The 25,737-nt window shown below is 53.9% G+C and carries 24 protein-coding genes, 1 tRNA gene and 1 pseudogene; 15 read left to right on the plus strand and 11 right to left on the minus strand.

What is annotated here, in order from left to right; all coding sequences use genetic code 11:
• Positions 1-18: 18 nt before the first annotated feature.
• Positions 19-1,293, plus strand: coding sequence for a serine--tRNA ligase (gene serS / locus GH984_RS09195; protein ID WP_153719901.1), 1,275 nt, complete (start codon positions 19-21; stop codon positions 1,291-1,293).
• A complete protein-coding gene (locus tag GH984_RS09200) occupies positions 1,290-1,685 on the plus strand; it encodes a GNAT family N-acetyltransferase (RefSeq protein ID WP_253939191.1) in 396 nt (131 codons plus the stop codon). Before serS ends, GH984_RS09200 begins: the two co-directional genes overlap by 4 nt.
• On the opposite strand, the gene GH984_RS09205 is transcribed toward GH984_RS09200, so the two are convergent.
• Positions 1,682-2,347 carry a 7-cyano-7-deazaguanine/7-aminomethyl-7-deazaguanine transporter gene (locus tag GH984_RS09205; protein WP_153719903.1) on the minus strand — a complete coding sequence of 222 codons (666 nt, stop codon included), beginning with the start codon at positions 2,345-2,347 and terminating at the stop codon, positions 1,682-1,684. The genes GH984_RS09200 and GH984_RS09205 overlap by 4 nt on opposite strands.
• On the opposite strand from GH984_RS09205, the gene GH984_RS09210 reads away from it, so the two are divergent.
• The gene (locus GH984_RS09210; RefSeq protein ID WP_153719904.1) at positions 2,346-3,704 is read left to right on the plus strand and encodes an MATE family efflux transporter; all 1,359 of its coding nucleotides are present in this window, start codon (positions 2,346-2,348) and stop codon (positions 3,702-3,704) included. The two genes, GH984_RS09205 and GH984_RS09210, sit on opposite strands and share 2 nt — an antisense overlap.
• Here the strand turns inward: GH984_RS09210 and hisC are convergent.
• On the minus strand, positions 3,637-4,812 hold the full coding sequence (gene hisC, locus GH984_RS09215; protein ID WP_369692032.1) for a histidinol-phosphate transaminase: 1,176 nt from the start codon (positions 4,810-4,812) through the stop codon (positions 3,637-3,639). The genes GH984_RS09210 and hisC overlap by 68 nt on opposite strands.
• On the opposite strand from hisC, the gene GH984_RS09220 reads away from it, so the two are divergent.
• Positions 4,805-6,499: an ABC transporter permease gene (locus tag GH984_RS09220; RefSeq protein WP_216643645.1), complete on the plus strand. Its 1,695-nt coding sequence runs from the start codon at positions 4,805-4,807 to the stop codon at positions 6,497-6,499. The genes hisC and GH984_RS09220 overlap by 8 nt on opposite strands.
• Here the strand turns inward: GH984_RS09220 and GH984_RS09225 are convergent.
• Complete coding sequence (locus tag GH984_RS09225; RefSeq protein ID WP_153719906.1) at positions 6,496-7,635, minus strand: ABC transporter ATP-binding protein; 1,140 nt, start codon at positions 7,633-7,635, stop codon at positions 6,496-6,498. The two genes, GH984_RS09220 and GH984_RS09225, sit on opposite strands and share 4 nt — an antisense overlap.
• A 101-nt stretch (positions 7,636-7,736) precedes the next feature.
• Here GH984_RS09225 and GH984_RS09230 point away from each other — a divergent pair, with 101 nt between their 5' ends.
• The 3 genes from GH984_RS09230 (at position 7,737) to xerD (ending at position 10,527) form a co-directional block, all read left to right on the plus strand.
• Positions 7,737-8,762 carry a Fe(3+) ABC transporter substrate-binding protein gene (locus tag GH984_RS09230; RefSeq protein WP_153719907.1) on the plus strand — a complete coding sequence of 342 codons (1,026 nt, stop codon included), beginning with the start codon at positions 7,737-7,739 and terminating at the stop codon, positions 8,760-8,762.
• Positions 8,763-8,861: 99 nt separating this feature from the next.
• On the plus strand, positions 8,862-9,635 hold the full coding sequence (locus GH984_RS09235) for a slipin family protein (protein WP_153719908.1): 774 nt from the start codon (positions 8,862-8,864) through the stop codon (positions 9,633-9,635).
• Positions 9,636-9,675: 40 nt separating this feature from the next.
• The gene (gene xerD / locus GH984_RS09240; protein ID WP_153719959.1) at positions 9,676-10,527 is read left to right on the plus strand and encodes a site-specific tyrosine recombinase XerD; all 852 of its coding nucleotides are present in this window, start codon (positions 9,676-9,678) and stop codon (positions 10,525-10,527) included.
• A gap of 12 nt (positions 10,528-10,539) precedes the next feature.
• On the opposite strand, the gene fdxA is transcribed toward xerD, so the two are convergent.
• On the minus strand, positions 10,540-10,863 hold the full coding sequence (fdxA, locus tag GH984_RS09245; RefSeq protein ID WP_153719909.1) for a ferredoxin FdxA: 324 nt from the start codon (positions 10,861-10,863) through the stop codon (positions 10,540-10,542).
• Between the two features lie 42 nt (positions 10,864-10,905).
• Positions 10,906-13,500, minus strand: a complete 2,595-nt coding sequence (mutS, locus tag GH984_RS09250) for a DNA mismatch repair protein MutS (protein ID WP_253939192.1) — start codon at positions 13,498-13,500, stop codon at positions 10,906-10,908.
• Positions 13,501-13,508: 8 nt separating this feature from the next.
• On the opposite strand from mutS, the gene GH984_RS09255 reads away from it, so the two are divergent.
• Both GH984_RS09255 and GH984_RS09260 read left to right on the plus strand, forming a co-directional pair.
• A complete protein-coding gene (locus GH984_RS09255) occupies positions 13,509-14,456 on the plus strand; it encodes a sodium-dependent bicarbonate transport family permease (RefSeq protein WP_216643646.1) in 948 nt (315 codons plus the stop codon).
• Positions 14,457-14,461: 5 nt separating this feature from the next.
• Positions 14,462-14,779 (plus strand): DUF3240 family protein, encoded by a 318-nt coding sequence (locus tag GH984_RS09260; protein WP_153719910.1) that lies wholly within the window; start codon positions 14,462-14,464, stop codon positions 14,777-14,779.
• Here GH984_RS09260 and GH984_RS09265 read toward each other — a convergent pair.
• The 3 genes from GH984_RS09265 to GH984_RS09275 form a co-directional block, all read right to left on the minus strand.
• A complete protein-coding gene (locus GH984_RS09265; RefSeq protein ID WP_153719911.1) occupies positions 14,751-17,852 on the minus strand; it encodes an ATP-binding protein in 3,102 nt (1,033 codons plus the stop codon). The genes GH984_RS09260 and GH984_RS09265 overlap by 29 nt on opposite strands.
• Positions 17,853-19,130, minus strand: coding sequence for a metallophosphoesterase family protein (locus tag GH984_RS09270; RefSeq protein ID WP_153719912.1), 1,278 nt, complete (start codon positions 19,128-19,130; stop codon positions 17,853-17,855).
• Between the two features lie 93 nt (positions 19,131-19,223).
• Complete coding sequence (locus GH984_RS09275) at positions 19,224-19,427, minus strand: hypothetical protein (protein ID WP_153719913.1); 204 nt, start codon at positions 19,425-19,427, stop codon at positions 19,224-19,226.
• 124 nt (positions 19,428-19,551) lie between these two features.
• On the opposite strand from GH984_RS09275, the gene GH984_RS09280 reads away from it, so the two are divergent.
• A complete protein-coding gene (locus tag GH984_RS09280) occupies positions 19,552-20,460 on the plus strand; it encodes a LysR substrate-binding domain-containing protein (protein WP_153719914.1) in 909 nt (302 codons plus the stop codon).
• Positions 20,461-20,464: 4 nt separating this feature from the next.
• On the opposite strand, the gene GH984_RS09285 is transcribed toward GH984_RS09280, so the two are convergent.
• Positions 20,465-21,505 carry an NADP(H)-dependent aldo-keto reductase gene (locus GH984_RS09285; protein WP_153719915.1) on the minus strand — a complete coding sequence of 347 codons (1,041 nt, stop codon included), beginning with the start codon at positions 21,503-21,505 and terminating at the stop codon, positions 20,465-20,467.
• A 107-nt stretch (positions 21,506-21,612) separates the two neighbouring features.
• On the opposite strand from GH984_RS09285, the gene GH984_RS09290 reads away from it, so the two are divergent.
• The 4 genes from GH984_RS09290 to GH984_RS09305 are packed head-to-tail and all read left to right on the plus strand — an operon-like array spanning position 21,613 to position 24,050.
• Positions 21,613-21,906: an ArsR/SmtB family transcription factor gene (locus tag GH984_RS09290; protein ID WP_153719916.1), complete on the plus strand. Its 294-nt coding sequence runs from the start codon at positions 21,613-21,615 to the stop codon at positions 21,904-21,906.
• Positions 21,896-22,891: a permease gene (locus tag GH984_RS09295; protein ID WP_216643647.1), complete on the plus strand. Its 996-nt coding sequence runs from the start codon at positions 21,896-21,898 to the stop codon at positions 22,889-22,891. The genes GH984_RS09290 and GH984_RS09295 overlap by 11 nt, the downstream gene beginning before the upstream one ends.
• Positions 22,888-23,736, plus strand: a complete 849-nt coding sequence (locus GH984_RS09300) for a transglutaminase domain-containing protein (RefSeq protein WP_216643648.1) — start codon at positions 22,888-22,890, stop codon at positions 23,734-23,736. The genes GH984_RS09295 and GH984_RS09300 overlap by 4 nt, the downstream gene beginning before the upstream one ends.
• Positions 23,737-23,771: 35 nt before the next feature.
• On the plus strand, positions 23,772-24,050 hold the full coding sequence (locus GH984_RS09305; protein ID WP_153719919.1) for a type II toxin-antitoxin system Phd/YefM family antitoxin: 279 nt from the start codon (positions 23,772-23,774) through the stop codon (positions 24,048-24,050).
• Here the strand turns inward: GH984_RS09305 and GH984_RS09310 are convergent.
• Positions 24,029-24,103: transfer RNA gene (locus GH984_RS09310), tRNA-Val, on the minus strand. The two genes, GH984_RS09305 and GH984_RS09310, sit on opposite strands and share 22 nt — an antisense overlap.
• A 331-nt stretch (positions 24,104-24,434) precedes the next feature.
• Here GH984_RS09310 and GH984_RS10830 point away from each other — a divergent pair.
• Positions 24,435-25,516, plus strand: a pseudogene (locus GH984_RS10830) (transporter substrate-binding domain-containing protein).
• Positions 25,517-25,634: 118 nt separating this feature from the next.
• Here GH984_RS10830 and GH984_RS11100 read toward each other — a convergent pair.
• Positions 25,635-25,730: an integrase core domain-containing protein gene (locus tag GH984_RS11100; RefSeq protein ID WP_367991049.1), complete on the minus strand. Its 96-nt coding sequence runs from the start codon at positions 25,728-25,730 to the stop codon at positions 25,635-25,637.
• Positions 25,731-25,737: the final 7 nt, after the last annotated feature.

Raw genomic sequence — 25,737 nt, forward strand, 5'->3', positions numbered from 1 at the left:
TTAATCAAAGGTGGCTCAATGCTTGATCAGAAACTTCTTCGTCAGGATCCAGAGGCCGTGCGAGACGCGCTGGCACGACGAGGGTATGTATTTGATGTGGAGGCGTTTGGCACGCTTGAGGCGCAACGGCGAGAGCTGCAATCGCAGACTGAAGCGTTGCAGCATGCGCGAAATTCACATTCTAAAGCCATTGGTCAGGCCAAAAAGGCAGGGGAGTCGGTGCAGCCGCTGCTTGATGAAATGGCTCAGGTGGGCCAGCAGCTCAAAGAGGCTGAAGAAAAGTTAGCTGCTACTCAGCAATCACTAACCGCACTGCTGGAGCAATTGCCCAATCTGCCGCATGAATCTGTGCCAATGGGCGCAACAGAGGCAGACAACGTGGAGGTGCGCCGCTGGAGTACGCCCCCGGAGTTCGACTTTAAGCCGCGTGATCATGTTGATTTAGGCGATATTAATGGTGGCCTAGACTTTGCCAGCGGAGCAAAGCTATCAGGTGCCAGATTTGTGGTGATGCGGCAGGGTATTGCGCGGCTGCACCGGGCACTCGCGCAGTTCATGTTAGATATCCATACCCAAAAGCATGGCTATCATGAAGTGTATGTCCCTTATCTGGTCAAGCCAGAGGCGCTTTATGGCACCGGGCAATTGCCAAAGTTTGCCGATGATTTGTTTAAGATCGAAAATCATGATCATCCGCTGCATTTAATTCCTACCGCTGAGGTGCCGTTAACTAATTTGGCGGCGGGCGAGATTCTTGAAGCAGACCAGCTGCCGCTGGGCTATGTGAGCCATTCGCCGTGCTTTCGTTCTGAAGCCGGGTCTTATGGTCGCGATACGCGGGGCATGATTCGTCAGCATCAATTCGACAAAGTGGAGCTGGTGCAGCTCACACGGCCGGATGATTCCTATGCCGCATTAGAGCGAATGACAGGCCATGCAGAATTTGTTTTACAACAGCTTGAGCTGCCCTATCGGGTGGTTACCTTGTGCGGAGGCGACATGGGGTTTGCCGCCGCTAAAACGTATGACATCGAAGTGTGGTTGCCGGGGCAGGACGCTTATCGAGAGATTTCTTCGTGTAGTAATACCGAAGGGTTTCAGGCGCGGCGAATGCAGGCCAGATGGCGTAATCCGGAAACTGGCAAGCCTGAGCCGCTGCATACCTTAAACGGCTCGGCCTTAGCGGTGGGACGCTGCTTGGTGGCTGTGCTGGAGAACGGGCAGCAGGCGGATGGCCGCATCGCAATTCCTCAAGCACTGCAACCTTACATGGATGGTAGAGAATGGTTATGAGTATGAATAATGTGCATGAGGCAATCCAAGCTTGGCTGGCGGCAACTCGCGCTGATGAAAGCGAGCCGGCGGATGCCACACTGCGTTATCGCTGGTTTGGTTCAACCCGCGCAGTGCTAGAAGCGGAATCGGCCTATTTGGTGTTGTGCCGCATAGAAACAGACCCGAATGCGCGCGGTCAGGGCCAGGCTAGCGAGTTATTGGAGTGGTTAAAAGCGGTTTGCGACAAGTATGGCGTGACCTTGCTGGGCCAAGCCACAGTCGATAATGCCGAGGGTTTAGATCAAGACGCCCTGCTGGCGTGGTATTCCCGCCACGGTTTTGAAATTGATAAACGGCCGCAGGGGCAGCCGTTAGTCTGGTACCCCGCCCGCCCGGCGATTAACGACTAGGCAGAGGCGAGTTTTACTCTGCCATCGGCGCCAAGAATATTACGCTGCAGCCAGCCCAGCAAAAGCCCGTAAGCGGGTAGGAAGAGCAGCAGCGAAATAATCAATTTGGAGGCATAATCCACCGCGGCAATTTCAGGCCAATTAGCGGCCATAAATGGATCGGGGCTTTGGTAGAAGGCAAGCCCAAAAAAGGCAATTGTGTCGGCAAGATTGCCAAAAATGGTTGATACCGCAGGCGCAATCCACCATCGCGCAGACTGGCGTAGCCGCTCAAAGATGTGAATGTCGAGCAACTGGCCTAGGGCATAAGCCATAAAGCTGGCCATAGCGATACGGCCAACAAATGCGTTGAGTTCAAGTAATGCTTGGGCACCCTGAAAACTGCCTTGCTGAAACAGTACGCCTAGCAAATACGAAATAATGAGCGCTGGGCCCATTGATAGGAAAATAATGCGCCGAGCCGCTACTTTACCGAAGGTACGTACGGTTAGATCAGTCGCAAGAAAGATAAAGGGGAAGGAAAACGCGCCCCAGGTGGTGTGTACACCCAAAAGGTTGATAGGGAGCTGAACCAAATAGTTGCTGGCCGCAATAATGCTGATATGAGCAGCAGCTAGAAGCAACAGGGCTTGACGGTATTGATAAGGGGTAATCGTTTTCATGGCGGCAGATTATAGCAGCAACCCGCGTCGGCAGGTGGCCCACCTTGCCTGGCCGCTGATTCTCTCCAATATCACCGTGCCGCTATTGGGATTAGTCGATACCGCCGTGATGGGGCATTTGCCAGATCCGCGTTATTTGGGCGGCGTAACCTTAGGGGCGGTTTTATTTAGTTTCCTGTTTTGGGGCTTTGGCTTTTTACGCATGGGCACAACAGGCCTAACCGCCCAAGCGCATGGCCGGGCTGATGAGCAAGCGGTATTACGTTTGTTTCTGCAGAGCTTGCTGCTAGCGGTGGGGATTGGGCTGGTTCTGGTGGTGCTGCATCCGGTGATCATTCCGCTGGGGTTGGCGCTTTTAAGCGGTAGCGAAGCGGTAACTGAGCAGGCGGATATTTACGCGCGTGTTCGTATTTTGAGTGCACCGGCTGTACTGGCAAATTATGTGCTGATTGGCTGGTTTTTAGGCCGAGGCGTGAGTCGGGTGACCTTGCTGTTAATGGTCGTCAATAACCTGATCAATATCGTGCTTGATTTGGTTTTTGTGCTCATGCTGGGAATGGCGACCGCCGGCGTGGCCGCGGCTAGCGTAATCGCAGAATATCTAACCACCGCGCTGGGTTTGTCACTAGCCCTTGGGGTGTGGCGTCAGGCCGGCTGGGTAAAAATACCCGGTGTGCTGAGAGACGCCGTTGGTTATCGACGACTATTATCCGTGAACAGCGCGCTCTTTATTCGTACGCTGTGTCTGCTTTTTGCCTTTGCGTTTTTTCACTCGCAGGGCGCACGTTTAGGCGATATTACCTTGGCGGGTAATGCGGTTTTACTGCAGTTTGTATTGCTTGCCTCGTATGGGTTAGACGGATTTGCGCATGCCATTGAGTCTTTAGTGGGTAGGGCAGTGGGCGCGGCTGATTCGCTGAACTATCGCCGAGTCATACGGGCTGGATTTGAGTGGTCGTTAGTCACCGCTTTAACTTTGAGTGCCGGGTTTTGGTTATTCGGTGAGGGGTTGATTGCCATACTCACCGATCTGCCGGCGGTGCGTGAGCAGGCTAGGCTGTATTTAGCGTGGATGGTGGTAATGCCGATTGTTGCGGCAATAGCCTATTTGCTTGATGGCATTTTTATTGGTGCCACCCGCACGCGCGAGATGCGCAATACGATGCTCTTATCAGTTGTGGTTGTGTATTTGCCGTTGTGGTGGGTCACCCAACCGCTAGGCAATCATGGGTTGTGGCTGTCTTTTATTGTTTTTAATGCCGCCCGCGGTGTTTTTTTGGGCACGATTTTTATTCGTGACTGGCGGCGTCTATCGCAGCAAGCAGACGAGCGTTCTGTTCCGCCGTTCCAATTGTAATGCGCAGGCAATTGTTAAGCGCAGGCGTGTCGAAATAGCGCACTAAGATGCCTGCCTCTTTAAGCGCTAAATACAGGGTATGAGCGCTTTGGGTGGCCTGATTCGGTACCCTCGCCAGACAGAAGTTGGTTTGACTATCCGGTACCGTAAATCCGCGTTTGCGTAATTCGCCAACAAGCTTTTCGCGATTTTCTCGAACCATCGCCCATCCCGCTGAAAAGCTCTCTCGGTGTGCTAGAGCGGTGGCACCCACTCGATCAGCAATTGCATCGACACTAAAGCTGTCGCGCGTTTTTGTTGCGATAGGGGTGATGAGGTTGGTTGGGCCAATGCCATAGCCCAGGCGCAACCCTGCTAACGAATATCCCTTCGACAATGTTCTTAAAATCAGCAAGTTGTTGTGCTGTTTAATAAGCGGCACGAGATTGTGGCTTGGGTCAGCAAAATCGACGTACGCCTCGTCAACCATCAGCACGCCATCTAGCGCATCGGCTAACGCCGCGATAGTGTCTTTTTTCAGCAGCTGACCGCTAGGCGCATGGGGGTTAACCACTAAAGTGAGTGCCACACCCGCTGCATTCATCTGCTGAGCAAAATCAGTCGGTAATTGCCAGTGATCGGTTAACTTGGCTTTGACAACGGGGCTGCCATGAATAGCGGCGGCGGTAAGGTACAGTGAATAACTGGGGTCAGCAATGCCCACGGGCTGGCCGGGTTCAACAAACGTGGTCAGCGCAAGGCGAATGAGTTCATCACCGCCATTCGTGGTTACGATTTGTTCAGATGAAACGCCATGGCAGCGAGCCGCCGCATCACGAAAACCGGCGGCAGCAGGGGAGGGGTAGCGCCGCAGATCCTCTGGTTGGACCTCTCCTAATGCAGCCATTACGGCCGCTGGTGGGGGGTAAGGATTTTCATTGGTGTTGAGCTTGATGGTGTGCGCATCAGTCGGCTGTTCACCTGGCACGTAGCCTGCCATTTGCTGAATGTTTTTGCGCTCGTATTGCATGCGCACATGATAACCCAAAGAAGACAGATAAACGGTATAATCTGTACCATACCGGTACACAATCACACTTTTGCTGCTGGAGAAATTTGCCTTGAGCACCACTGCGCATACTTTGCCCCCGCTGGCGCGCTTGCTGCTTGGATTTAGGCGTTCGGGTTTCTGGCCGATCATGACGGTGGTCGTTGCCCTATTTGTTGCGATGCCGGTGTTGACCATCCTTGTGCAGGTTTTCTCACCCTCTCCAGAAATTTGGTCTCACTTAGCCTCCACCGTTTTGCCTCGTTATTTATTGAATACGCTGGGGCTTGTGGTGGGTGTCGGTGTTGGGGTGCTGATTATTGGGGTGGGTACCGCGTGGCTGGTTGTGATGTGTCGTTTTCCCGGTCAAAAGATCTTTGAGTGGGCGTTGCTATTGCCGCTGGCCGTTCCTACTTATGTTATTGCCTATGCCTATACCGACTTTCTGCAGTTTGCCGGCCCGCTACAAACATTTTTGCGTGACCTTTTTGGTTGGGGCGCAGGAGATTACTGGTTTCCGCAAGTCCGCTCGTTAGGTGGTGCCATTACGTTGTTATCGCTGGTGCTCTATCCCTATGTTTATTTGCTAACGCGTGCGGCTTTTCTTGAACAGTCGGTCTGTGTGCTTGAAGTGGGGCGTACGCTGGGTAGGGCGCCTTGGAAGTTATTCTCTACGGTTGCCGTGCCATTGGCGCGGCCGGCTATTGTTGGTGGCGCCGCGCTGGCGTTAATGGAAACGCTGAACGAATTTGGCGCCGTGCAGTTTTTTTCGGTGGATACCTTTACAACGGGCATCTACCGCACCTGGTTTGGTTTAGGTGAGCAAGCCGCCGCAGCGCAGCTGGCGGGCGTGCTGTTGCTGTTCGTTATGGCGTTATTGCTCCTTGAGCGAATTTCGCGCGGGCGTGCTCAGTTTTTTCATACCTCCAGCCGTTATCGAGAATTGCCGCGCTATGAGCTAAGTACCGCCAAGCGCTGGGGTGCTTTTGTTGCCTGTAGTCTTCCTGTGTTGCTGGGCTTTGTGGTGCCAGCGATATTGCTGCTGGAAATGGCATTAACCTATGGTGATGCGCGATTTGGCTGGTCGTTTTTACCGTATATTTTTAATAGCGTTAGTTTAGCGGTGGCAGCCGCCTTGGGCGCGGTGGGGCTGGCAGTGTTGTTGTCTTATGGGGTGCGAATGGCCCCTTCGCCAATGACAACGGCTGCCGTGCGAGTTGCCTCGATGGGTTATGCCATTCCCGGTGCGGTCATCGCGGTGGGTATTCTAATTCCGCTGGCGTGGCTCGATCAGCGTATTTATGGATTGCTTGAAGGGCAGTTTGGCTGGACCGTTGGTCTTGTGCTGACGGGTACCGGCATCGCCCTCGTGTACGCTTATCTGGTGCGCTTTTTGGCGGTTTCTTACAACGCCGTTCAAGCCAGTTTAACGAAGGTTACGCCGAGCATGGATGCGGCATCGCGCACGCTTGGCCGCACCCCGGGTGGCACGCTTCGGCGTGTACATGCGCCCATTATGCGCGGTAGCCTGCTGGCAGCGGGTATTTTAGTTTTTGTGGACGTGATGAAAGAGTTGCCCGCCACGATTATTCTGCGGCCGTTTGATTTCACAACATTGGCGGTTCGCTCATACGAGCTGGCATCTGATGAGCGCTTGAGTCAGGCCTCAACCGCCTCGCTGGCAATTGTGTTAGTCGGGATATTGCCGGTTATCTTACTCAGCCGAGCCATGCGGCGCTCTCGCCCCGGTCATGCGGAGAGCAGTTAAAGCGGAAAGATAAACGCTTGGCTAGGGTCAAGATGAATGGCAATGGGGTCGTTGCGATCCGGTAAAAAAACACCAGGCATGTGGGCATGCATATGATATTCATCGTTGCCTTGATGCACGCACAGGTGAATAAAACTTGCGCCACTCAGTAGACGAGACATTAAAACATGGCTGCGTGTGTGATCTTTAGGCCCGGCGAGTTTTTCAATGCTCAGTGCTTCTGGCCGAATCAACACCTGTACCGGAGCGCCGTCAGGTAAATGTTTGGCCTCAATCGGGCCAAGCGGGGTGTCTACCCGCCCATCCACCACAACGCCACGTAGCTCATTGACATCGCCAAAAAATCGCACCACGAACGGATCTTGTGGGTTGCAGTAAATATCAGTTGGGCTGCCCTGCTGAACAATCATGCCATCACGCATAACTGCGATTCGGTCGGCCATAAAAAGGGCTTCTTCGGGATCATGCGTGACTAATAAAGTGGCGGTGCCATTGCGTTTTAGTAGATGCAGCGTGTCGTCGCGAATACGATCGCGCAGGCGGGCATCTAAACCAGAGAAAGGCTCATCTAAAAGCATAATTCGGGGTGAGGTGGCCAGTGCGCGCGCTAGGGCAACGCGTTGTTGCTGGCCGCCTGATAGTACATGCGGATAGCTCTCGGCGAATGGTGCTAAGCCAAGCTGCGCTAAAAGCGCGCGCGAGCGTTGATCGCGTTCTTTGGGCGAGAGCTTAGGAAGACCAAAGCCCACATTTTCTAGCACGCTTAGGTGCGGGAAAAGCACGGCATCTTGAAATACTAATCCAACATGCCGCTGTTCGGGTGGCGTCCAAGCGCTGGTATGCGAGTCAGACATCACCTGACTCCCAATTCTAACGCGCCCTTGCTGTGGTCTCTCTAGCCCAGCGGCAAAGCGTAATAACGTAGTTTTGCCACAGCCAGAGGGGCCTAATAGGCAAAGCAGTTCCTCGGGTTCAACGCTTAAATTAATATCGCGAGCCGCAGTGACCGTATCAAACGAATGGCTGATGTGCTCTAGGCTAAGCGCGTCGCCACTGGGAGCAGGGCAGGGCGCAGTAACTGCGGCGACACCGCCAGCAGGAAAACGGGAGACAAGTGATTCTTGGTTTGCGCTCATGGCTTTAGTGTCGGTGATTGAGGGTCTTGTTTGCAAGTCATTCTCATTTTCGCTAGCATTGACTTGCTAATGAGAATTATTCGCAAATAGGAGTTGATCACATGTTTCCCGTTAAACGTTTGTCGGTGGTGGGTGTTGGCGCAGCGATGATGCTGAGCTCGGCCGCAGCGATGAGTGCTGAGCTGAATATTTATTCCGCTAGGCATTATGATTCAGATGAGCAGCTTTACTCCATGTTTACTGAGCGTACGGGCATAGAGGTAAACATACTGCAAGGTAACTCAGACCAACTGATTGAGCGGATTGAAAGAGAAGGCGCCGCCAGCCCGGCGGATATCCTGCTCACGGTGGATGCGGGTGTTTTGCATCGTGCCGAAACCAAAGGCCTGTTTGCACCGGCGGAGTCTGAGGTGCTGATGTCACGGCTTCCAGAAACATTTCGGGATCCTGACAACCTGTGGTTTGGTTTTAGTCAACGTGTAAGAGTTGTGTATTACGATACTGAGCGTTACTCAGAGCCGCCACTCAGCCGTTATGAAGAATTGGCAGATGATCGGTTTGAGGGCGAAATTTGTATTCGCTCCTCCAGCAATATCTATAACCAGTCGCTCATTGCCGCATTTATCGATATTTACGGTGAAGAAGAAACCGAGGCGTGGTCTGCCGGGCTGATGGATAATCTGGCCCGCTCGCCGCAGGGCGGTGACACGGATCAGATTCGGGCGCTGGCCGCCGGAGAGTGCAGTATCGCGGTGGGTAACCACTATTACTGGGTTCGTCTTTCACTATCCGATGATCCCGCGGATCGTGCCGTTGCTGAGCGAGCGGGGGTTATTTTCCCCAATCAGGAAGATCGCGGTACGCACAGCAACATAGCTGGCGCGGGTATGGTGGCTAATGCGCCTAACCCTGAATCGGCCGTGGCATTCCTTGAGTTCTTGGCTTCGGACGAAGCGCAAAGGCTCTTTAGCATGGGTAATAATGAATTTCCTGTGGTTGAGGGTGTAGAGCCTGTGGAAGCCATTCAGCCTTGGGTTGAGCTAAAAACAGACCCATTGAATGTGAGCCGCTTAGGTGAAAATAATCCAGCAGCGGTTCGTCTGATGGATCGCGTCGGCTGGCGTTAATCCACTAAGCGCAGCCATTGCGCGAAACGAATGCGCCTGTTGTGTGTCTACTTTTTAGGCACATAATGGGCGCTTCGCGTTTTAGGAGATTTTATGGACATGGCGGGTATTCCGATTCTTGTCGTCGCAGTCGTTATTTTGGGCATTATCATTGCCTCGTTTCGAGTTTTCCGCGAGTACGAGCGAGGTGTTGTGTTTTTGCTGGGGCGGTTTTGGAAAGTCAAAGGGCCTGGGCTTCGCCTAGTTATTCCGGTTATTCAGCAGGCGGTAAAAATTGATTTGCGGGTGATTACGCTCGATGTGCCTTCGCAAGACGTCATCTCCAAAGATAACGTAACGGTCAAGGTAAACGCTGTTCTTTATTATCGCGTGGTCGATCCGGAGCGAGCGGTTATTCATGTTGAAGATTTTGCTGCGGCAACAAGCCAGTTGGCACAAACCACCTTGCGTTCGGTGCTCGGTAAGCATGATCTTGATGAAATGCTCTCAGAGCGCGATAAGCTTAATGAAGATATTCAAACCATCCTCGATGCCCAAACGGATGCGTGGGGCATTAAGGTGGCGAACGTCGAAATTAAGCATGTCGATTTAGATGAGTCGATGATTCGTGCGATTGCTCGGCAGGCCGAAGCAGAGCGTAATCGTCGCGCAAAGGTTATTCACGCGCAGGGTGAATATGAGGCGTCTCAGCAAATCCTTCGGGCAGCTGATGTGCTCTCTACCAACCCGCAGGCCATTCAGCTGCGGTATCTACAAACGTTGAGCGATATTTCGGTGGATAACGCGTCAACCATCGTCTTCCCGCTACCATTAGAAATGCTCAGGGGTTTTGCCGAAAAAGCGGTAAGCGCTGGCAGCGAGAAGAGTGACTGACCCCGCCGATCGCATTACCGCATTTGTGGATGCGGTGTGGATGGAGCGCGGGCTAGCGGATAATACGCTAGCTGCCTATCGTAGCGACCTGCAGGGATTTGTGGCGTGGCTTCAAGCAGCGGGCCACTCGCCAGATCTTTTTAAAGTCAGCCGGGCCGAAGTGATGGGCTATTTGGCGGCGCGCGTGGCTGAGGGGTCAAGCCGCCGCACTAGCGCTCGCCTGCTCTCAAGCTTACGCGCCTTTTATCGTTATGCTGCACGCACCGGAAAGCTCACCGACGACCCCACAGCGCAGGTTGAGCCACCCAAAGCCGATCGGCCCCTGCCCGATGCACTCACCGAAGCTGAAGTTGAAGCGTTGCTGGGGGCGCCGGATCGCTCTACGTCTATAGGCCAGCGCGATCACTGCATGCTCGAGGTGCTCTATGCGACCGGGCTACGCGTGTCTGAGCTGATTGGTCTGCGCCTTGATCAAATGAACTTACAACAGGGTGTGGTAAGAATTATTGGCAAGGGCGGTAAGGAGCGATTAGTCCCGCTGGGAGAAGAAGCCGTGACGGCGGTTGAGCAGTATTTGCTGAATGTTCGGCCCGAGTTGGCTAGGGGCTCAGGCAGCCCGTTGGTTTTTTTAACCGCACGCGGGGCGGGGATGACACGTCAAGCCTTTTGGTATCGTATTAAGCACTACGCGCTGAGCGCCGGTATTCGTAAGGCCCTATCGCCGCATACCCTACGGCATTCGTTTGCTACCCACTTACTGAATCACGGTGCAGACATCCGCGTGGTGCAGATGTTACTCGGGCATAGTGATATTTCGACCACGCAGGTTTACACCCACGTGGCCCGAGCACGGCTTCAAGCGTTACACAAAGCCCACCATCCAAGGGGTTAGCGATCTTATAAGCTACCGCTCGAGATGCTGTAGCTTGTCGGGCTTGCCGTCCCACTCTTCTGCGTCTGCCGGTGGATCTTTGGCCTCAGTAATGACGGGCCAGTTCTGCGATAGCTCTGCATTAAGCTCAAGGAAATGCTCCATTTCCTTTGGCAGGTCATCTTCTGAGTAAATGGCCTCCGCTGGGCATTCTGGCTCGCAAAGGGTGCAGTCTATGCATTCGTCGGGGTCAATTGCCAAAAAGTTAGGCCCCTCATGGAAACAATCAACCGGACACACCTCAACGCAATCGGTGTATTTACACTTGATACAATTTTCAGTTACTACATAAGTCATACCGGCATCCTAGGGCCGTTGGTTTGGCGCATCAACCTACGCTTAGTACGGTTTGTTGTTCAGTAACGCCTTGAGTGCATAAAGCGCATCTTGTGCTTGTTTTGGCGTTAGGTTGTCTGGATCTAACTCGTTGAGCTTTTCGGTAATTGGCGATGGCTCTGTAGCTGTGGGGGCAGGTGCAGGCTCTGGCGCAGGCTCTGGCGAGAACAATGACAGCTGAGGCTTCTCGGCACCTTGTTTTTCAAGATCTTCTAGTTTGTGCTGGGCGGCGTTAAGGACATCACGCGGCACACCGGCGAGTGCGGCCACTTGCAGCCCGTAGCTCTTTGAGGCGGGGCCTTCGCGCACCGCATGCAAAAAGACAATATGCTCGCCATGCTCAACGGCTTCAAGATGACAGTTGCTGGCGGTAGGGAACTGCTCCGGCAGGGCGGTCATTTCAAAATAGTGGGTAGCAAATAGGGTAAATGCCTTAATGTCGCGGCAAAGTGAGGCTGCGGTGGCCCAGGCGAGAGCCAGACCATCAAAGGTGCTGGTGCCTCTGCCAATTTCATCGAGTAAAACTAGGCTTTGCGGTGTGGCGTTATTGAGAATATTGGCCGTTTCGGTCATTTCAACCATAAACGTTGAGCGGCCACCGGCCAGATCATCAGAAGCACCAATGCGCGTAAAAATTCGATCGATTGGCCCAAACCGTGCGCTGGTAGCGGGCACATGACTGCCGATATGTGCCATCAGGGTCAGCAGCGCAATTTGCCGCATATATGTTGATTTACCCCCCATGTTAGGCCCGGTAATGATGAGCATGCGATGTGGATCATCCAGCGCAATACTATTGGGTACAAAGGGGGTTTCGGTATGGTGTTCCACCACCGGATGGCGGCCAGCTTCAATATGAATGCCCGGCTGATCATCGAGCACGGGGCACACGTATTGTAGCGTTTCGGCCCGTTCCGCCAGCGCAGCCAGCGTATCGAGTTCGGCTAGCGCGCTGCTCAGTGTAAGCAGGGGGTCCAGGTGCTTCGTTAACGACTGAATCAGTGCCTCGTACAGTTGTTTTTCTCGAGCCAGTGCTCGTTCACGTGCGGATAGCACCTTATCCTCAAATTCTTTGAGTTCTGGTGTGATGTACCGCTCGCTAGATTTGAGGGTTTGCCGTCGCGTGTACCGATCGGGTGCTTGATCACTTTGGCTACGATTAATTTCAATGTAATAGCCATGCACTCGGTTAAATCCCACTCGCAAACTACTAATACCGGTTTGCTCACGCTCACGCTGTTCAAGATCGGTGAGAAATTGATCAGCCCCTTGGGCCAAGGTGCGCAATTCATCCAGTGTTTCATCGTAGCCAGAGGCGATGACTCCACCATCACGAATGACCACCGGTGGCTCTTCAACTAGCGCTTGTTCAAGTGTGGTGCAAAGCGTGGGTTGAGGGGCGGCAGATTGAGCCAGCTCGGCAAGTCGGCCCATTGAATAGTCAGCAAGCACACTTGCCAAATCTGGCAGGCCACGCAGGGTATTGCGTAATCCAGTTAGATCGCGTGGACGCGCCGTTGCCATGGCAATGCGCGCGCTAATTCGTTCGATATCGGCTAAGGGGCGGAGTGCATCGCGCAATGGACTATGTCCGTTAGGCCGTAGCTCAGAAATAACGGTTTGTCGGGCGCTTAGTACGGCACGATCGCGCAAGGGCCGGTGAATCCAGCGTCGCAAAAGCCGACTACCCATTGCCGTTACCGTTACATCGAGTACGCCCGCCAGTGTATGGCTGTGGTGTCCTTGTAAGTTTTGCTCAAGTTCTAAATTGCGCCGGCTGGCGGCATCGATGCTAATCGCTTCATCAAAGCGCTCAACCTGCAGGCTACGAATATGCGGTAATGCGGCGCGCTGGGTTTCAACCACATATTGTAAAACCGCCCCTGCGGCTCCCACGCCAGCAGAAGGCCCCGGTACGCCAAAGCCTTGAAGGTCCTTCGTTTTAAAATGCTCGATCAGATTGCGCAGCGCGGCATCAGAATCAAAATGCCAAGGCGGGCGTGGAGTAACGCCACAGTCTTCTGGTAAACCGTTGGGGCGCGGCGCTGTTTCATCGACCAGTAGCTCAACGGGGCGCAAGCGCTCAAGCTCTGCGCCTAATGCCTCTGGCCCGCTTCCCTCACTAATCGAAAACTGCCCGCTTGCCAGCTCTAGTGCTGCAATACCCCAAGTATCGCCTTGCCAATTTAGCGCGATTAATAAGTTACGCTTGCGGGCCTCGAGCAGTGCCTCATCCGTTACGGTTCCGGGGGTGATGACGCGCACGACCTGGCGTTCTACTGGGCCTTTGCTAGCCGCTGGATCACCGATTTGTTCGCAAATGGCCACTGACTGCCCGTGTTTAAGCAGTCGGGCCAAATAGCCCTCATGACTGTGCGCGGGTACCCCTGCCATCGGAATGGGTGCTCCGGCTGACTCTCCGCGTTGGGTTAACGTGATGTCTAGCAACTGCGCAGCCTGCCGGGCATCGTCGTAGAAGAGCTCATAAAAGTCACCCATCCGATAAAAAAGCAGGGTGTCTGGGTGCTCGGCCTTAATGCGCAGGTACTGCTGCATCATTGGCGTGTGAGAAGTAGAGGCAAGCGGCTTTTTGGTCATGCTAATATTTGCTGATGGATCCAATCATTTTGTTCTTCGTCCTCGGTGTGACGGCTGGCATTCTGCGAGCTGAGTTACGCCTTCCCACCGCGATTTATGAGTTGGTCAGTATCCTGCTCCTTCTTACCATCGGGCTCAAGGGTGGTGTTGAAATTGCTAAGCAACCGCTGGATGCATTATTGCCTCAAGTCAGTGCTGTGTTGTTGATGGGCTTTGCATTGCCGCTGGTTGCCTTTCCTGCGCTGTTTTGGTTAGGTCGAATGGCACGCGCTGATGCCGCCTCCATTGCGGCGCATTATGGTTCGGTTAGCGTTGGCACCTATGCCGTTGCCACCGCCTTTTTGGCCAGCCGAAACATTGGGTACGAAGCACAGATGCCTCTGTTGCTGACGGTACTTGAAGTGCCGGCGATTATTGTGGGGATTTTGTTTGCCCGGGGGCTGAGTCGCGGCACCGATTGGCGCGCGCTGGGTCGAGAGGTGTTTTTAGGCAAAAGCATCGTGCTGCTTCTTGGCGGATTGCTCATTGGTTGGGCAGCAGGCCCTGAAGGCGTTAAACCAATTGAACCTTTGTTTTTTGACCTGTTTCAGGGCGTTTTGGCCTTGTTCTTGCTAGAAATGGGTTTGATTACTGCCTCGCACCTGGGGGTTCTTCGGCGTCACGGCGTCTTTCTCGCCGCATTTGGTGTGCTCATGCCGCTGTTCGGTTCGGTTGTTGGTACGTTATTAGCTGGTCTACTCGGGTTTTCGGTAGGCGGCATGATGTTGCTGGCCACATTGGCCGCTAGTGCGTCGTATATTGCTGTGCCCGCCGCCATGCGTATTTCGGTGCCCGAAGCAAACCCCACATTATCGCTGGCCGCCTCTTTAGGCATTACCTTTCCGTTTAATGTGCTGATTGGTATCCCGCTGTATCTTGCCATGGCACAGTGGTGGTCGTCCGTCATTGGAGGATGAGTGCGATGAGCGTTAATAAAACAGATTACCGACTACTAACCATCATTACCGAGGCCGCTCTTGAGAGTCGGTTGATTGATGCGCTAGAACAATGTGGCGCACCGGGCTACACCATTATGGATGTGCGTGGTAAAGGCGATCGGGGGGTCCGCAGCGCGGGATGGGATCAAAGCGGAAACATCCGAGTTGATGTGGTGTGTGATGAGGTTACTGCTAATCGCGCGCTTGCGCATGTGCGTGATCGTTTCTATGAAAACTACGCCATGATTGCAACGCTTAGCCCTGTTGAAGTGCTTAGGCCTGAGAAATTCTCGCCGCGTTAAGCCAGCCAGCTACTGTTTGTATTTCTTCTGGCGGCAGTCGATGGCCTAACGTTGCCAGCAGCTGCTGAATAATCGCTTCATCTTCAAGAATGGGGTTAGGGTCTAAATGCCCGCTTTGAATCAATTCCTGTTCTAAGTCTTTGATTTTGTCTTGGCGAAAGCCTGTTACCGCTTTGTTGTTTAGCTTTTCAATCAGTTGTGCGGCGTTGCCATGGCAGTCTTCGGCAACCTTGGTAACGCGAGGCAACATGGTTGAGCTAACGGCCTCGCAGTTTTCAAGCACGGCTTGATTGACGGGCTTACCGCGCCCTTGCTGCGCGAGCTTTTGCCAGCGTTGCGCGATTTCTCCCCTGCGCTGTAGGGTTTGAGCCCATGTGGGTAACGGCTCAGACGTTGCCCCTTTGCGCGTTTCTATCCAGTGCTCAGCCGGCCCCCAGTAGCGTAACGACCAGTCAGTCATCACCGTATATAAATTGGGCAGATCATCCCGCAGCAAGTGGAAAAGATGAATGCCGTTTGGGCTATCGATGGGGTTAATACCGGGTATGCCAAGCTGTGCGGCATAGTCGGCAGCCGATTGGTTATCAGGTGCCGTAATGCTCGGGCTGAGGTTGGGCACAACGTAAGACTCTGGCTGTGCATTCGCGGTGCGTGCGGTGCCTAAATCAATAATATGTGGGCTAGATTCTGCACTGGCCTGCCACAGGCTAAGGTCCTCAGGCCGCGCGCTGAGGTAAATGACTTGGCGGTTTTCAGCGCTAGTTAGCTGCTCTAAGCTTTTAACCGCGGCGCTAAAGCGTTGTGGGTCGCTGTTACCCAAGGCCTCATCCAAAATAAATGGCAAAGGCCGGGTTAGCCGCTCTTGGTCTTGCGCCCAGGCAATGCGAGCCGCGAGTAAGAGTTGCATACGTGTGGCGGAAGATAATGCATCCAGCGTGCGTTGTTTATTGTGAACTAGATCTTTGGCAACCACTTCGTGATTTTCACTAAATGCCAGCGACCAATTGCCGTGGGTGAAGGCCTCAAAGCGCGCCTTAGCCATTTTTGCCAATTGGGGTTCATGCGCCTGCTGATAGTTTTTTTCGACCTTAGCCAACAGCCATTCACCCGCTTTAACCATGCGGTGCTCGGTGAGTGTGTCTTCTAGGCTGGCTTTTATCGTTGCCTCCTCGGCAATGGCCTCACTGAGCGCAGTGGAGCCTAATGCTTGGTTGATCTCTGCTTTTAGCTCACTGCGTTGTTGTTGCAATGCCTCAGCCGATTCCGCTAGGCGCGTTTGTTCGCTCAGCGCTGTTTCAATGGCGGCTTGATCATCGGCTTCTACCCATGCAATCAGCTGTGGCTGATCGGTAAGCTCGCGCTGGCGTTCTTTTTCTGTCACTTCATAATCGCGTAGTTGGGCGGTGGCGTGTTGATACGCTTGGTGGTCTTCATGGAGTGCTTGAATTTGCGCACTGGCATGTGGGTCAAGCTGAGTTAGGGCCTCCCATTGTGCCTCCGCCGCGTCTTGTGCATCGGCCTGTGTTTGAGCATCTTCAATGCGTGCTTGAATGAGCGTGAGTGAACCGAGTTGCTCTCTTGCCTTACTAGTTCGAGCCGTTAAGGAATCTAAAGCTGCCTCCAAGGACGTATCATTCTCGCCTGAGGGTACGGCGTGCCATTGCGCTAAGAAGTCTGTTAATGCTGCGTTGAGTTCGCTGATTTTGTTTTCTTTGCTGGTGCACTCCGCCTGCGCTTCGGCGGCTTGCTTTTCTGCTGCATCAAGATCTCTTGCCAACTCCAGCCAGCGCACTACGCCGCGGTCTTGATAGGGTGCATTGCTTAAGTGATGGGTTTTTAACAACGCATTTATGGAGGCGGCCGGCTTAGCCGCTTTTTTGCTGCCAGTGCTACGCAGTAAAATAAGCCCGCCCAGCCCTGCCAGTGTTGCGGTACCGGCAAGCAACACAAACACGTTGCTAAGCGCAATACCAAGCAGAAGGCTGCCCCCACCACCTAAGCCAATTAACCCAACCATCCAGCGGTTGGAGGCTTGCGCTGGTTGAGCATGCTCCAGTTGGCTGATTAAAGCTGGGGAGATGATGGGTGCTGCACTCACATCATCGCCAGCAAGCTGTGTTTGCAGATGCTCAATGTGATCGCGGGCAGACTGCAAGCGCCCTTGAGCGGATTCCAGCGCATGCCGATGAGTTTGAATTTGCCGCAGCGACTGCTTCCACGCTTCTAGTTCGCTGGGGTCTGGTCTTGCGTGGCTCAGGCCGGTCTCATTCAGCGCCGCCTGAATGGTTTTTTGCTCCTGCTTTAGGCGCGCAAGTTTTTGATCGATGTGCTTGCGGTCTTCCACCAGCTTTTGTGCTTGTGTGGGCTCATCACCTCGGAGCTTGGCTAAGCGCGGATCATACCCAGCAATAACTTGTTGTTGTTTAAGGCGCTCTCGGCGTGCTTGCAACAACAATAATGCCTTATTTAAGCGGTTTACCTGATTGGCCGCTTTAACCGCTTCGCTAAGCTTAGCCTCGAGCTGTGGTAGTTGCTTGCGCTGAGTTTGTAGCTGCTGATAGCTATGTTCTAAGTCTCTACGTTTTTGTTGTGCGGCTTTCCACTGGTTGAGTTCGCCTCGCGGAAAAGTAATACCCTCTAGTTTGGCGTGTTGTTTGACTTGCGTGAAATTAATTCCACCGGCCAATGCCTCGCGAAAGCGCTGATGCAATGCCTCATGATCTGCATCACGTGGCGGCAATAGACTTTCTGCGGTAAGCCAGTAACAGCGCAGCGCCTCTTGGCTGGGGAGGGGTGGCGGCTCAACGATTGCTCCGTTGAGGTACCACTGAATACTGCTGGCATGGCGTTCAACTAGCCATTCGGTATCGCCTTCGCGTAACCGAGCCTCCAGTACAAGCCCCGGTGGGTCGCTGGCTTTTTTATTACCCAGCAAGAAAAACAACGCACGGGCTAGACTGCTCTTGCCAATGGCATTCGGGCCGATAACAAAGTTGGCTCCCGGCTCAAAATTCTGCTCAATGGGCTTCGCGATGCCCGGTAGGCTAGTAATTTTTAGTGAGATCAGCTCCATTTAACCGGCCTGCTGTTCGAGCATGGCGCGCAACGCGCGCTGGCCTGACAATCGCAACCAGGTTGCAACCTGCTCCGGTTGGGGTGGGGTGCTGTCGATTTGGCTCCAGTCTTGGTGCCTAGGGTCATCGGCCAGCGCAGTCATGGCCTGCTCGAGTAATCGTTGGCGTGCCGGGTTTTCAGCGGGCTGGTCAAGTTGCAAAAGGTACTGTGCAAGCAACCCGGGTTGATCCTGACGTTGGGCAAGCTGAGTAAGATCCAGTGTCGGCTGCAGGTCAAATTCAAGGCGATCGATAAAATATTCAACCTCCGGCAAACCGGGTAACCCCATTAACTCAGTGCTCGTCTTACCGGTAATTGCCTCTAAATCGGTATCAGAAAGGTCGCATGCACCGTGGTAGCGAAGCCGGAGACCTACGACTTCAGGCCGATCGGCTGACTGTTTGAGGTGATCAGCTAGGGCTTGCAGTGCCCTGGTAACTCGCTGACGCGCTTCGGCTTGAGTGGCTACTCCATCCACATCAATAGTGATGCGCTCCCAGCGTATTGGGGCAAGGGGGCGGTGCGTCATGCCAACTACCTGGCCCGCCTCGATTTCCATGATCCACGGGCCACGGGGTCCGTGCTCGCCCGCATCTAGGCCACACAGCGTGCCGAGATAGCCGCTGGGCGAAGCCCCATTTAAGGAGTCGGGCTGATGAACATGCCCCAATAGCCAGACATCCATATTAGCGTTTTTTAGCGCGTTGCTGGTCACCGGCGCATACCCACTGGATTGATCTCGATCGCAATGCAACAAGCCGATATTCAAACCGTGGTTACGCTGAGCGGGCAGGGTCTCTAGCGGGCTATTAGCATAATGATTTTGTGCAAAAGACCATCCCCAAAACGTTATTTCGCCCTCTGGGGTTGAATGTGGGTGAGACTGCCACCGCTCGCCCTCACCCAAAAGAGTTGCCTGGTCCACAAACTGCGCTACTTCCGGCAGCGTTTTAGCATCATGATTGCCACAAATCATGAGCACGGGAATACCGTGCTTGGCCAGTGCAGAAACGCCTTTTTGCACAATAGGCAGTGCCTCGAAATAATCGCTATCAGATTCAACGACATCACCGACCATGACCACAATGTTTACCGACTCGCGAATGGCCAGTGCGATGGTCTGCTCCCAGGCAGCTTGAGGGCTAAGTGTATGCGCTCGCTGATGCAAGGCATGGGGCAGGCGCGAGGGTTTGCGCCCCAGATGGATATCGCCAATGGCTAATATTTTTATGCTCATGAGCTTTGATCTTCCGTGACGCTCAGCAATTGTTCAAGCCAAAAAAAAGCCACGCTGTAGCGTGGCTTTAGTCAAACGCGGCCGATTAACGGATCAGGCGGCCGTTTGCTGCAGCTGGCGAGACCGACGCGGCGTGCGCTGCTCGGCAGGCTTAACCATGGAGCGGGTTGCGCTGACTTGGCCAAGTGGCTGCCTGTAAAACGCAGCAAGCTGCTGGTCGCTGAGCTGCTGGGTGGCCGACCGGCGAACCTGCCGCCATTGGATCCAACCGTTGATGAACTGGCTAGGGATGTTCATTACGATTTACCTCCGTGTTGTTGTCTAAATTTCATTAACTTGGCGTTATTTTCTCGTTTCTGTCTGGTTCAGGCAACTGAATAAAGATAAACTAATGGATGAATTTAATTGAAGGGTAATGAGGATGGCATCGGTCTCTGCTCCTAACTCACTGCAAGGTTTGCCCCTGCTTGATGTGGACATTTTAAGAACGTTTATTGCGATTGCTGAAACCGGCAGTTTTACGCGTGCCGCGCAGCAGGTCTTTCGAACGCCTTCGGCCGTGAGCATGCAGATTAAGCGACTAGAAGAAACGCTGGGGCGAGCGATGTTTGTGCGTGAACCCCGCCAAGTGCATTTGACCCCAGAAGGCGAAATCTTGCTGGGTTATGCCCGGCAGCTACTTGAACTCAATGATGAGGCGGTTGGCCAATTTCTCTCACCCCAGGTGGGCGGTACCGTGCGCTTAGGTGCACCTAGCGATATGGGTACGCGTTACTTACCCGCCATCATCGCGCAGTTTACCCGTGCCTACCCCGCGGTTCAGGTGAATGTGCGGTTGGGGCGCAGCCCTGATTTGATGCGCCGGCTCGACGTCGGTGAGTTGGATCTGGCGTTACTGGTGTCTGAAGCCGGCAGAACACCGGCGATTGGTGCAGAGCCGATATACAGCGAAGCACTGGTTTGGGCAGGCCGAGAGGGCGGTGTAGCCTGGAATCGAACGCCCCTGCCGCTGGCAGTGGCTGATCGAGGTTGTGCGTGGCGGCGAATTGCGATGGAGGCCCTTAATCGCGCGGGCATGCGTTATCGGATTGCGTACACCAGTGAGCATGCCGAGGCGCACGTCGCCGCCCTTGCTGCAGATATTGCGATTGCGCCTTTGCCCAGAGGCTTAGTTCAACCGCCGCTGCGAGTGATCGAACATGAAGAGGGTGGGCTACCCCCGTTAGCAGAATATGCGCTTTCGCTAAAACGCATTCCTGCGCGGGGGGCGGCAGCAGAAGCATTGGCCCAGCACCTGATCGATCATTTTGCCAGTCAGGCAGTAGGCTGATTGGCTACGGGCAGGGGTTGGACTGCGCCGCGTGCACCGCTTCAATTTCTTCAATCACCGCATCGGATAGCGTGAGTTGATCGCTGGCTAGGTTGATTTCTAGCTGCTCTAGTGTGGTGACGCCAATAATGTTGCTGGTCACAAACGGCCGTGAAGTAACCCATGCTAGTGCCATCTGTGAGGGATCTAACCCATGGCGTTTGGCAATGTTTACATACTCGCGCGTGGCGGCTACCCCGGGTTCACGTGAGTAGCGCTGAAATTGTTCGAACAACGTGAGCCTTGCACCGGCCGGCGCATCGTTGTCGAGGTATTTACCACTGAGCACACCAAACGCCAGTGGTGAGTAGGCCAGCAAGCCCACGTTTTCTCTTTGCGACACCTCAGCCAACCCCACCTCGTAACTACGATTGAGCAGGCTGTAAGGATTCTGCACACTCACCATGCGCGGTAAGTTGTGTTCTGCGGCCAATTGCAGAAAGCTCATCGTGCCCCAGGCAGACTCATTGGATAAGCCCACATAACGGATTTTGCCGGCATCAATCAGAGACTGCAGGGCCTCAAGCGTTGCCAGCATCTGTGGCCGTGGGTCAGGCTCTTTGGGGCTGCCGGTAAAGCCAAGTCGACCAAAGAAATTACTCTGTCTAGCAGGCCAATGCAGCTGGTAGAGATCAATCGTATCGGTCTGCAGGCGCTGCAGCGAGGCATCCACCGCTTCGTTAAGTTCTTTGGGGTTAAAGTCACCCGTGCGATGCGGCATTGAGCCTAATCCTGGGCCCGCGATTTTTGTGGCCAATACCAGATCGTCTCGACCGCCGCGGGCTTTGAGCCATTCCCCAATCATCCGCTCGGTTTCGCCTTGGGTTTGTTTTTCTGCAGGCACCGGATACATCTCGGCGGTATCGATAAAGTTAATGCCCGCCGCCACGGCCCGGTCGAGTTGCGCAAACGCATCGGCCTGCGTGTTCTGCTTGCCGAATGTCATTGTGCCCAAACAAAGCGCGCTGACAGAAAGCCCGCTATCACCTAGTGGTCTTTGTTCCATTTGAATCCTCAAAAAACTGATCAAAAAGTTAGCACGCAAGGCTAACATTTTCCTCAACACGACAGGGACATTGCTAAATAACTAGTTTTATAGTTATATTGGGCGGCATGAAATCAGAAACGTTTCAAAGCCGCGCTTTTGCTGCACTCGGTAATGAGGCAAGGCTGGGCATTTTTCGGCTGCTGGTGCGGGCGGGAAAAGACGGGTTGTGCGTGGGGGATATCGGCGAACACTTTGGTTTTAAGCCATCAACGCTAGCCCATCACCTAGGCACCTTGGTGCATGCCGGCCTAGTGATTCAAGAGAAAAAAGGGCGAGAGGTTTATAGCCGGGTTGATTATGAGGCCATGAACGGGCTGCTCGACTTCCTAACTGAGGAGTGTTGTAGCGGTGTCAATTAATCGGATTTGGCTCGTTAGTTTGGGCATCATTTTGCTGCTGGTGCTTATTGACCGCGCGCAAGCATTAGATAGCGTTGTCTTTACCGCAAATGCCTTGGCCACCACGGCGCCTTATTTGCTGTTATCGATCTTTATTGCGGCCTGGGCTGGAGCAACGGGTGCGGATAATCTGATCGCTGGCGCGTTTAGTGGCTCACCCCTTGTGATGATCGGGTTGGCGGCTGTGGCGGGTGGTTTTTCGCCTTTTTGCTCGTGCGGAGTAATACCGCTGATTGCTGCGCTGCTGGCCATGAATGTGCCCTTATCGGCAGTAATGGCTTTTTGGCTTGCCTCCCCCATCATGGATCCGTCTATGTTTGTACTGACGACCGGCGTGATTGGCCTTGAGTTTGCGGTAGCCAAAACGTTGGCGGCGCTGGGGCTGGGTATTACCGGTGGGTTAGTGGTGCATGCACTCACTATTTCGGGTGGATTGACTGACCCACTGCGCCCGGGCATTGGTAGTGGTGGTTGTGGTGGGCGCAAAGTTCGCGACCCTCAGCCGGTGATATGGCGCTTTTGGACGGACGCTGACCGCCGCGCTAAGTTTTTCAAGGAAGCGCGCAGTATCACGCTTTTCTTGGCCCGTTGGCTGACGTTGGCCTTTTTATTGGAAAGCCTGATGTTGGCCTTTGTGCCCGCAGAAAGCGTAACGGCGCTGTTGGGCGGCACTGGCGTAGGCCCAACCGCCATTGCCACCTTAGTGGGTGTGCCGGCTTACTTGAATGGGTATGCCGCTCTGCCACTAGTCGGTGGCCTGCTGGAGCAGGGGATGGCGCCGGGCGCAGGGCTTGCCTTTTTGGTTGCCGGTGGTGTGACCTCCATTCCGGCGGCATTAGCCGTTTGGGCGCTGGTCCGCTTGCCCGTATTTGCCCTTTATATTGCGCTATCGCTGGGTGGCGCATTTACCATTGGCCTTTTGTATACGGCATGGACTGCGCTGTGATTCAGATCATTGTTGATATTAGCGAACTACAAGTGGGTGATGTCCTGCTAGCGCCCGTGGGAACTACCACTCCTCAGCATCAAGTGGAGCGCCTACAGGTTAACGGTGTGCGCGTGGTTGAAATGCTGCGCGAGCCCACCCTGGAATTGGCAGCAGTAAGGCTTGAGGCCACGGCCGAGCAGGCGCAGCTGACCTACACCATCAATGAATCCCGCGCGGGTAGTGTCTATCCTGAAGCGGCCTTTCGGCCTAGTCATAATGTCTATACTCAGCCCGCTGTTGAGTTGGCTGAGCACAGTCGTGAGGTTGTAGCGCGCGCGGGAGGTGGGTATGCCGGCATCGCGGCACTAGTGGCCGAGGCGGAAAGTCGCTTTGCGTATGCCCACCCCGATGTGCGTTTTACCGATGGGCTTGATCAGGTCCCGTATCTATCTTGTGGCACCACTCCCGGGTCCTGTATTGATATCAATACTTACTTAATGGCGAGCCTGCACTCAGCAGGCTACGAAGCCGGGTATTTTTTCGGTTACTTTTTTCCGGCAGAAAACAACGGGCGGGCACGAGATCATCATTGCTGGGTGGTTACTCGCTGTCAGGGCGAGGTAATCGAATGGGATATTGCCCATCATCTAAAAGCAGGCCTTGGACCCACTCAACCGGGGCTAAACCCCCGCCCAGGCTGGCGTGTGGCGTTAGGGCATACCATGGGGCATGTCTATCCCACCGCGCTGGGTGAGGCATCCGTTCGATTGCTTGCCGAACCCCACCGCATCACCGCAGAGGGGCATTGTGAGCGTGTGGTGGTGGGGATTCAGGCGCTTGACACCAGTAGGCAGCGAGCGTAATTCTGGGTAGACCTAGCTCAGGTTACCTAAGGCACATGAAACACTACAACGTTCACGATGCTAAAACGCAGTTGTCTCAATTAATCGCTAAAGCAGAGGCGGGCGAGCCGATTATCATCGCAAGGGCGGGGAAGCCCGTTGTACGAATGATTGCTATCGAAAGTCCGCCGGTCAGTAAGCGAAGCCGCCTTGGATTTTTGCGCGGTCATATCAAAGTGCCAGAAGATTTTGATCGTATGGGCCAAGAGGAAATACGTCAGTCACCGAGTTGGGTGATAACACGAGAAAAAATTGGTGGGCGGTACTGGGATTGAACCAGTGACCCCTGCCGTGTGAAGGCAGTGCTCTCCCGCTGAGCTAACCGCCCATCTGCTTTTGAAGTTTAGAAACTCCCCGACAAGCTGTCAATGAACTGCCGATAAACTCATAAAAAAAGCTTGACGCATACTTCAGTTTGTCCTATCAATGGTTTTAACGGATTGGGCAAAGAAGCCCATGCGATGTAAATCGCGACCAGTTTTTACGGACAAACATACCGCCGTATAGCCGGCTGGGCATCGAAGCCCCCTCGCGAGATCAGGCTGATCCCGCAGGGGGCTTTTTTGTTTTGGGGTGAGCAGAAAATGCAGAGCAAGACCAACATTAAGCTGGGCATGATTTTCTCTGAGACAGGCTCTTATGCAGCCCTGGGCCAGAGCATGCGTGCGGGTGCCATGTTGGCAATTGATGAAATCAATGCAAACGACAACGCTCGATACACCCTAGAGCCGATTGCTATCGACCCGGGCGGCATCACCGCGGCCTATGCAGAGGCGGCGCGCGAGCTGATTAGCAACTATGACATTACCCATGTATTTGGGTGTTATACCTCAGCGAGTCGTAAAGAGGTGTTGCCGGTTATTGAGAAGTACGATGCGTTGTTATGGTATCCCTCGCATTACGAAGGTTTTGAAACCAGCGATAACGTTATCTATACCGGGGCATCGCCCAATCAGCACATTCTGCCGCTAGCTCGTCACCTCATTGCCAATCACGGCAAAAAAGCTGGTTTGTGGGCTCAAACTACATTTGGGCGTGGGAAAACAATCGGATTTTGCGGGAAGCGCTGAGCTCGGTAGGGGGTGAGGTTGTTGGCGAGCGTTATTTCCCCATTGGCGATACGGACTTTGCCGGGCTACCAGAAGCCATTGTGGCTGACCAGCCCGATTTTGTCTTCGTGACGCTAATTGGTGATTCCTGCTATCGCTTTATTCAAGAGCTTCGTCGCCAAGCCGATGCAGCGGGTATTGATCAGCCATCGGTAATGCCGGTTGCCAGTTGCAGCTTGTCAGAAGCCGAGCTGCCGCTGTTAGGCGATGATGCGGCGGGGCATTTATCGTCATCGGTGTACTTTTCAAGTATTGATACGCCGCAAAATCAACATTTCACAGGGCTATGGAATCAGCAATTTTCCCATCTTGGTCGGGCATCGGCTGATGCGGAGGCAAGCTTCGTTGCCATTCATTTGCTAGCCAATGCGCTGGAAAAAGCCGCAGATACCAGTCTTGAGGCAGTCAGAGATGCCGTTCGTGGAATAGAGTTTCTGGCACCGCAGGGCCCGGTCACAGTGAACCAAGAAAATCTACATTGTGCGATGCGGCCGCGGATTGGTCGCTCTACCCAAGACTGCGATTTCCAAATTATTCATGAAGCCCGTGATTTGGTGCAGCCGGATCCCTACCTCGTTTGGGTTGACCCGATGTCTGAGCCAGAAAATGACTATTTGCGGGTGGTGAAATGAGGCAGCGGATTAAAAATAACTTTCGCGGCTATCGCGCCTTTTTAGTGGGCTTGGATGAAGCCAGTGCCGCGCAATTGAGGGTCATTTTGATGTAATGACCCCCGGGTTTCTGTACACCTTATGACGCTAATGCTGGGTGTGCACTGGGTGCCGCATAGCCCAGAGACTGATGCGGCCGTTCGTTATTGTAAAACCGGATCCATTGCCCGACCACATGGCGT

The sequence above is a fragment of the Spiribacter salilacus genome, assembly GCF_009649225.1.
Classification (GTDB): domain Bacteria; phylum Pseudomonadota; class Gammaproteobacteria; order Nitrococcales; family Nitrococcaceae; genus Spiribacter; species Spiribacter salilacus.

Excerpts from the sequence above, each read along its gene's own strand:
- GH984_RS09265 (WP_153719911.1), bottom strand. The coding sequence starts at position 17,852 with ATGGAGCTGATCTCACTAAAAATTACTAGCCTACCGGGCATCGCGAAG.
- GH984_RS09230 (WP_153719907.1), top strand. The coding sequence starts at position 7,737 with ATGTTTCCCGTTAAACGTTTGTCGGTGGTGGGTGTTGGCGCAGCGATG.
- GH984_RS09235 (WP_153719908.1), top strand. The coding sequence starts at position 8,862 with ATGGCGGGTATTCCGATTCTTGTCGTCGCAGTCGTTATTTTGGGCATT.
- mutS (WP_253939192.1), bottom strand. The coding sequence starts at position 13,500 with ATGACCAAAAAGCCGCTTGCCTCTACTTCTCACACGCCAATGATGCAG.
- GH984_RS09290 (WP_153719916.1), top strand. The coding sequence starts at position 21,613 with ATGAAATCAGAAACGTTTCAAAGCCGCGCTTTTGCTGCACTCGGTAAT.
- GH984_RS09260 (WP_153719910.1), top strand. The coding sequence starts at position 14,462 with ATGAGCGTTAATAAAACAGATTACCGACTACTAACCATCATTACCGAG.
- GH984_RS09200 (WP_253939191.1), top strand. The coding sequence starts at position 1,290 with ATGAGTATGAATAATGTGCATGAGGCAATCCAAGCTTGGCTGGCGGCA.
- xerD (WP_153719959.1), top strand. The coding sequence starts at position 9,676 with ATGGAGCGCGGGCTAGCGGATAATACGCTAGCTGCCTATCGTAGCGAC.
- GH984_RS09225 (WP_153719906.1), bottom strand. The coding sequence starts at position 7,635 with ATGAGCGCAAACCAAGAATCACTTGTCTCCCGTTTTCCTGCTGGCGGT.
- GH984_RS09205 (WP_153719903.1), bottom strand. The coding sequence starts at position 2,347 with ATGAAAACGATTACCCCTTATCAATACCGTCAAGCCCTGTTGCTTCTA.
- fdxA (WP_153719909.1), bottom strand. The coding sequence starts at position 10,863 with ATGACTTATGTAGTAACTGAAAATTGTATCAAGTGTAAATACACCGAT.
- serS (WP_153719901.1), top strand. The coding sequence starts at position 19 with ATGCTTGATCAGAAACTTCTTCGTCAGGATCCAGAGGCCGTGCGAGAC.
- GH984_RS09285 (WP_153719915.1), bottom strand. The coding sequence starts at position 21,505 with ATGGAACAAAGACCACTAGGTGATAGCGGGCTTTCTGTCAGCGCGCTT.
- GH984_RS09210 (WP_153719904.1), top strand. The coding sequence starts at position 2,346 with ATGGCGGCAGATTATAGCAGCAACCCGCGTCGGCAGGTGGCCCACCTT.
- GH984_RS09280 (WP_153719914.1), top strand. The coding sequence starts at position 19,552 with ATGGCATCGGTCTCTGCTCCTAACTCACTGCAAGGTTTGCCCCTGCTT.
- GH984_RS09275 (WP_153719913.1), bottom strand. The coding sequence starts at position 19,427 with ATGAACATCCCTAGCCAGTTCATCAACGGTTGGATCCAATGGCGGCAG.
- GH984_RS09305 (WP_153719919.1), top strand. The coding sequence starts at position 23,772 with ATGAAACACTACAACGTTCACGATGCTAAAACGCAGTTGTCTCAATTA.
- GH984_RS09270 (WP_153719912.1), bottom strand. The coding sequence starts at position 19,130 with ATGAGCATAAAAATATTAGCCATTGGCGATATCCATCTGGGGCGCAAA.